Source organism: Bradyrhizobium sp. P2_E8, from assembly GCF_056403875.1.
Genome location: NZ_JBFUES010000554.1, coordinates 1 through 5,011, shown reverse-complemented (window position 1 = coordinate 5,011; position 5,011 = coordinate 1). Strand labels below are relative to the sequence as shown.

The following is a 5,011-nucleotide window of genomic DNA, read 5'->3' as shown; positions in this document are numbered from 1 at the left end:
CTTGCCGCCCATGAAGCAGGCCGTGCGCACCCCGTGGCCTTGGCGCAAGGAGAGCGGCAACAGCACCAGCGGCCTGCGCTCGGCATCGCGGGCGATCACGATGAAGGGGCGCGCGCCATCGCAGCCGCCGACCAGCCGCTGCCAGRGACTGAGCAGGTCGAAGCGCTGGTAGGGCGTGAAGAGGTGGCCGCTCTCCTCGAAGGCGCGCCAGACCGGCTCGGCCTCGCCGGGATCCCGGACGATATCGACATGCGCGATGCGGCTCGCTTTCGACCGCGCTGGCGCTTCTGCCGTCCGGCTTTGCATCGCCGCAGCCATGGTCATTCGCGAAACCTGTCGAGAAATCAAAAATATGCGTATTTCGGCCTGTGGCCGACCTTTGCAAAGAAATGTCAACAAAGGGTAATGACAATGGACGAGGGAACGGGCCGCCGGCGAGCGCGAAGGTGGGATATTGGCATCCGACGACAGATGGCTGGAACGGCTGCGCCTCGAGCTGACCTGGTTCACCGGCCAGGCTGCGCTGCGCAGTCGTGGGGCCGGCGCCATGCTGCGCTTTGCGCACGTACGGCCGCGGCGGCGCGGCGGGTTTCAGCCGCTGCGCGAGAGCGAGATCACGCCGCAATTCCTCGACCGTGCCATTCGGGCGCTGAAGCGCTGGAACTACGACATTCTCGGCATGGACGAGGTCTGCCGGCGTGCGGTGACGCTGCCGGAGAAGCGGCGCTTCGTGGCGCTCACCTTCGACGGCGCGCCTAAGAATCTCATCACGTTCGCCTATCCGGTGCTGGCCCGCCACRCCGTGCCGTTCACGATCTATGTGCCTACCGCATTTCCCGATGGCGTCGGGGAAGCCTGGTGGCTCGGGCTCGAGCAGGTGATCGCGCGCGAGAGCCGCATCAGCCTGATGATGGGCGAGAAGGAGCAGCGCTTCACCGTCACTGATAATGCCGAGAAGCGGGCGTTGTTCTCGCATCTCGAGAGCTGGCTGCGCTCGCTGCCGCCGGCGGATGTGTCGGCTGCGATCGCCGATCTCTGCACGCGCTACCGGATCGATCTCGCCAGGCTCTCGCGCGAGGCGTCGATGGATTGGGAGGATTTGGCGAAGCTTGCGGCCGATCCGCTCGTCACGATCGGCAGCGCGACGGTGAACTATCCCGTTCTCGCCAACATGAAGGACACGGCGGCGCTGCGCGAGATGACGATGGGAAAGGTGGTTGCGGAAGCGGCCTTCCACCGCGAGATCAGACATCTCGCCTTTCCGTTTGGCGATCGCGCCTCGTTCCGGCGCAGCCACGTGGTGATGGCGGAGGAGGCGGGCTTTGCCAGTGCGGTGTCGACCATACCGGGCATCGTGGATGCGGAAGGGCGAACCAATCTGCGCGCGCTGCCGCGGATTTCCTGGGACGGCCGGGTGCGCTCGCTGCGCATGCTGCGCGTGCTGGTGTCGGGAATTGCCTTTGCGCCGGTGAAACCGACGGGCCGCGCGACGTAGCAGCGTTACGTCGACTTGGCGCGATCAGGCCGCTGCATCCAGCTCACGATCGGCATCGCCGGCAGCACCCAGCCCATGCCGACCACCACGTAGTAGATCGCCTGCCGCCAGCCGGATTCGGCGATCCACGGCATCTGCGCCAGCGCCATGCCGAGCAGGGCCCAGACCGTGGCCAGCACCAGGAGCAGGATGGCGCCGAGGAACTTGCGGGTGCGGATCGTCATGACGGAATGCTGCGGCTTTCGCGTAACTTGCGCTGCGGGAGCGGGGGACTATAAGGGGCACGCAATCCGGTTCAAGCCTCCTGGTTCAAGTCTCTTTGGCACAAGGTTTGGTTTCGCCCTGAAATGACGACGAATTCCGCCCCGTCCGAGCCGTATCGCGCCGTGCGCTGGTGGCTGATTTCCGTGGCCGCGCTGATCGCGCTGATGGTGCTGGTCGGCGGCGCGACGCGGCTGACGGAATCCGGTCTCTCGATCGTCGAATGGAAGCCGGTGACGGGCAGCCTGCCGCCGCTCTCGGAGGTGCAGTGGGCCGCGGCGTTCGAGGCCTACAAGAAGATCCCGCAATATCGCGAGCTCAACGCGGGCATGAGCCTGTCCGAGTTCAAGGAGATCTTCTGGTGGGAGTGGAGCCACCGGCTGCTCGGCCGCTTCATCGGCGTCGCGTATCTGTTGCCGTTCCTGTYCTTCCTGTGGCGCGGTGGCCTGTCCGGTGAGTTGAAGCGCAGGCTGTGGCTGCTGTTCGCGCTCGGCGGGCTGCAAGGAGCGGTCGGCTGGTGGATGGTGGCCTCGGGTCTCACGGAGCGGGTCGAGGTGTCGCAATATCGGCTGGCGACGCATCTGGTGCTCGCGCTGCTGATCTTCGCCGGCATTGTCTGGACGGTACGGCGATTGGCTGACCGGCCGAAGATCGCAGGTCCCGCGCGGCTGCGGTTCACAAGTGCGCTGCTGCTCGTCGCGACCTTCGTGCAGATCTATTTCGGTGCGCTGGTCGCGGGCCTGCGTGCGGGGCGCGCCTACAACACCTGGCCGCAGATCGACGGTGCGTTCATTCCCTCCGCCGAGCGGCTGTGGTTCGAGACGCCGTGGTGGCGCAACATGTTCGACAATGTGCTGACGGTGCAGTTCGAGCACCGCATGACGGCCTATGCGCTGTTTGTGCTGGCGGCGCTGCACGCGTTCGATGCGGTGCGCTCGCGCGCAGGTTCAGCGGCGAGCGGCGCGCTGTGGCTGTTCGCGGCGGTGAGCCTGCAAGCTCTACTCGGCATCCTTACGCTGCTCAACCAGGTGCCGATCGGGCTCGCGCTCGCGCACCAGGCGGTTGCGATCGTGGTGCTCACGCTTGCGGTGATGCAGGTGGAACGGCTGGCCTCGCGGCAATCTGCGCAAGCCCAGCCACGCGCGGTCCCGGTCGGTCAGCCCGGCTGATCACCATCAGCCCGGCCGATCAGCAATAGCCGTAGACGCCGCACGCGTAGGGCAGGCGCCAGAAATAGTCGACCTGCTTGCCGCCGTAATACGAGCCCTGATAGTCGTAGTCCCAGGGGCGGCCGTAATAGCCCGGCAGCGTGTGAGAGCCGGGCAGGAGCGGCGTGCCCGGCAGATTGCGGATGTAGCTGCCGATGCCATAGGCCGGCGAGATCAGCGCATCCGGATCGGTCTCGACATAGACCTGTGGCGCCTCCTGCGGCGGCACGGCGGCCCGCCGCTTCGGCGTGGCCGGAAGATCGGCGGCGAGCGCGCTTGAGAGCGTCAGCATCGCCGCAAGGGCAGGCAGCATCCAGCGCAGCATCGTCGGCTCCGAATCAAAGGGTGATCCAAAGACGATGTATGCGGCAGATGTGGTTAATGACTGTTAACCGGGCGTCGTCATTCCGGGGCGGTGCGAAGCACCGAACCCGGAATCCAGAGATGACCCGGCAATATCGAGATTCCGGGTTCGCGCTTCGCGCGCCCCGGAATGACTCAGGGGCTTACGCCCCCAGCGCCTGCTCCAGGTCCGCGATCAGGTCTTCCTTGTCCTCGATGCCGATCGAGAGCCGCACCACGTCGGGGCCGGCGCCGGACTTCACCTTGGCGGCGTCGTCGAGCTGGCTGTGCGTGGTCGAGGCCGGGTGGATCACCAGCGAGCGGGTGTCGCCGACATTGGCCAGATGCGAGAACAGCTGCAGCTTCGACACCAGGCTGACGCCTGCGTCATAGCCGCCCTTCAGGCTGAAGGTGAACACGGCGCCTGCGCCCTTCGGCGCGTATTTGCGCGCAAGCTGGTTGTACTTGTCGCTGGCAAGGCCCGCATAGCTCACCGAGGCCACCGCCGGATGGCCGGCGAGGAATTCGGCGACCGCCTTGGCGTTGTCGCAGTGCTTCTGCATGCGCAGCGGCAGCGTCTCGATGCCGGTGAGGATCATGAAGGCGTTGAACGGCGACAGCGCCGGCCCGAGGTCGCGCAAGCCGAGCACGCGGCAGGCGATCGCGAAGGCGAAATTGCCAAAGGTCTCCTGGAGGCGGATGCCGTGATATTCCGGCCGCGGCTCCGACAGCATCGGGTATTTGCCGCCCGCCGACCAGTCGAACGTGCCGGCATCGACGATGATGCCGCCGAGCGAATTGCCGTGGCCGCCCAGAAACTTCGTCAGCGAGTGCACGACGATGTCGGCGCCGTGGTCGATCGGCCGGATCAGGTAGGGCGAGGCCAGCGTGTTGTCGACGATCAGCGGCACGCCCGCCTTGCGCGCGACCGTCGAGACCGCCTCGATGTCGGTGATGCTGCCGCCGGGATTGGCGATGGACTCGATGAAGATCGCCTTGGTGCGCGGGGTGATGGCGCGCTCGAAGCTGGCGATGTCATCGGAATCGGCCCACACCACGTTCCAGCCGAAGCTCTTGAACGCATGCGTGAACTGGTTGATCGAGCCGCCATAGAGCTTTCGTGCGGCGATGAACTCGTCGCCGGGCTGGAGCAATTGCTGCAACACCACGACCTGCGCGGCGTGGCCGGAGGCAACGGCCAGCGCGGCCGTGCCGCCTTCGAGCGCCGCAACGCGTTCTTCCAGCACCGCGTTGGTGGGGTTGCCGATGCGGGTATAGATGTTGCCGAACGCCTGCAATCCAAACAGCGAGGCGGCATGGTCGGCGTCGTTGAAGACGAAAGAGGTCGTTTGATAAATCGGAGTCGCGCGCGCACCGGTCGTGGGGTCGGGCTGTGCACCGGCATGCACGGCGAGAGTTGAAAATCCCGGAAGGCGATCGCTCATTGAGGGCGTCCTGTTCTTGTGGTCTGAAATCGCGCGGCATGCTGATCGGCGCCGCTGCTGGCGTCAAGGCGCGACTTCACAACGGAACGATCGTGCTGCGTATTGTCGCGTTCGCGAAACGAATCCTTCGCAGTTGCGTCAGCTTTGCTCGCTCTTGTTTTTGGCGGCACGATCGGATGCCGCGGTATCGCCGCCGCCGACACTCATCCGATTGAGGGATAGCCGCATGCCTTGCGTCGGCGCTGGCGCGCGCTTGGAGC

At 65.8% G+C, this 5,011-nt stretch carries 5 protein-coding genes and 2 pseudogenes; 2 read left to right on the top strand and 5 right to left on the bottom strand.

Annotation, left to right across the window (positions count from 1 at the left end):
* Nucleotides 1-549 (bottom strand): annotated as a pseudogene (locus AC1D00_RS26290) (GNAT family N-acetyltransferase); the annotation flags it as partial.
* Here AC1D00_RS26290 and AC1D00_RS26285 point away from each other — a divergent pair.
* Entirely contained in the window at nt 455-1,495 is a 1,041-nt protein-coding gene (locus AC1D00_RS26285) for a polysaccharide deacetylase family protein (protein ID WP_477012659.1), read from the top strand. The pseudogene AC1D00_RS26290 and the gene AC1D00_RS26285 overlap by 95 nt on opposite strands.
* A 5-nt stretch (nt 1,496-1,500) precedes the next feature.
* Here AC1D00_RS26285 and AC1D00_RS26280 read toward each other — a convergent pair whose 3' ends face one another.
* Nucleotides 1,501-1,719, bottom strand: a complete 219-nt coding sequence (locus tag AC1D00_RS26280) for a DUF2842 domain-containing protein (protein WP_027547383.1) — start codon at nt 1,717-1,719, stop codon at nt 1,501-1,503.
* 123 nt (nt 1,720-1,842) lie between these two features.
* On the opposite strand from AC1D00_RS26280, the gene AC1D00_RS26275 reads away from it, so the two are divergent.
* Nucleotides 1,843-2,925 carry a COX15/CtaA family protein gene (locus AC1D00_RS26275; protein WP_477012658.1) on the top strand — a complete coding sequence of 361 codons (1,083 nt, stop codon included), beginning with the start codon at nt 1,843-1,845 and terminating at the stop codon, nt 2,923-2,925.
* 19 nt (nt 2,926-2,944) lie between these two features.
* Here AC1D00_RS26275 and AC1D00_RS26270 read toward each other — a convergent pair whose 3' ends face one another.
* The 3 genes and pseudogenes from AC1D00_RS26270 to AC1D00_RS26260 form a co-directional block, all read right to left on the bottom strand.
* Nucleotides 2,945-3,289, bottom strand: a complete 345-nt coding sequence (locus tag AC1D00_RS26270; protein ID WP_477012657.1) for a hypothetical protein — start codon at nt 3,287-3,289, stop codon at nt 2,945-2,947.
* A 181-nt stretch (nt 3,290-3,470) separates the two neighbouring features.
* Entirely contained in the window at nt 3,471-4,751 is a 1,281-nt protein-coding gene (locus AC1D00_RS26265; protein ID WP_477012656.1) for an O-acetylhomoserine aminocarboxypropyltransferase, read from the bottom strand.
* Nucleotides 4,752-4,889: 138 nt separating this feature from the next.
* Nucleotides 4,890-5,011 (bottom strand): annotated as a pseudogene (locus tag AC1D00_RS26260) (CoA-binding protein); the annotation flags it as partial.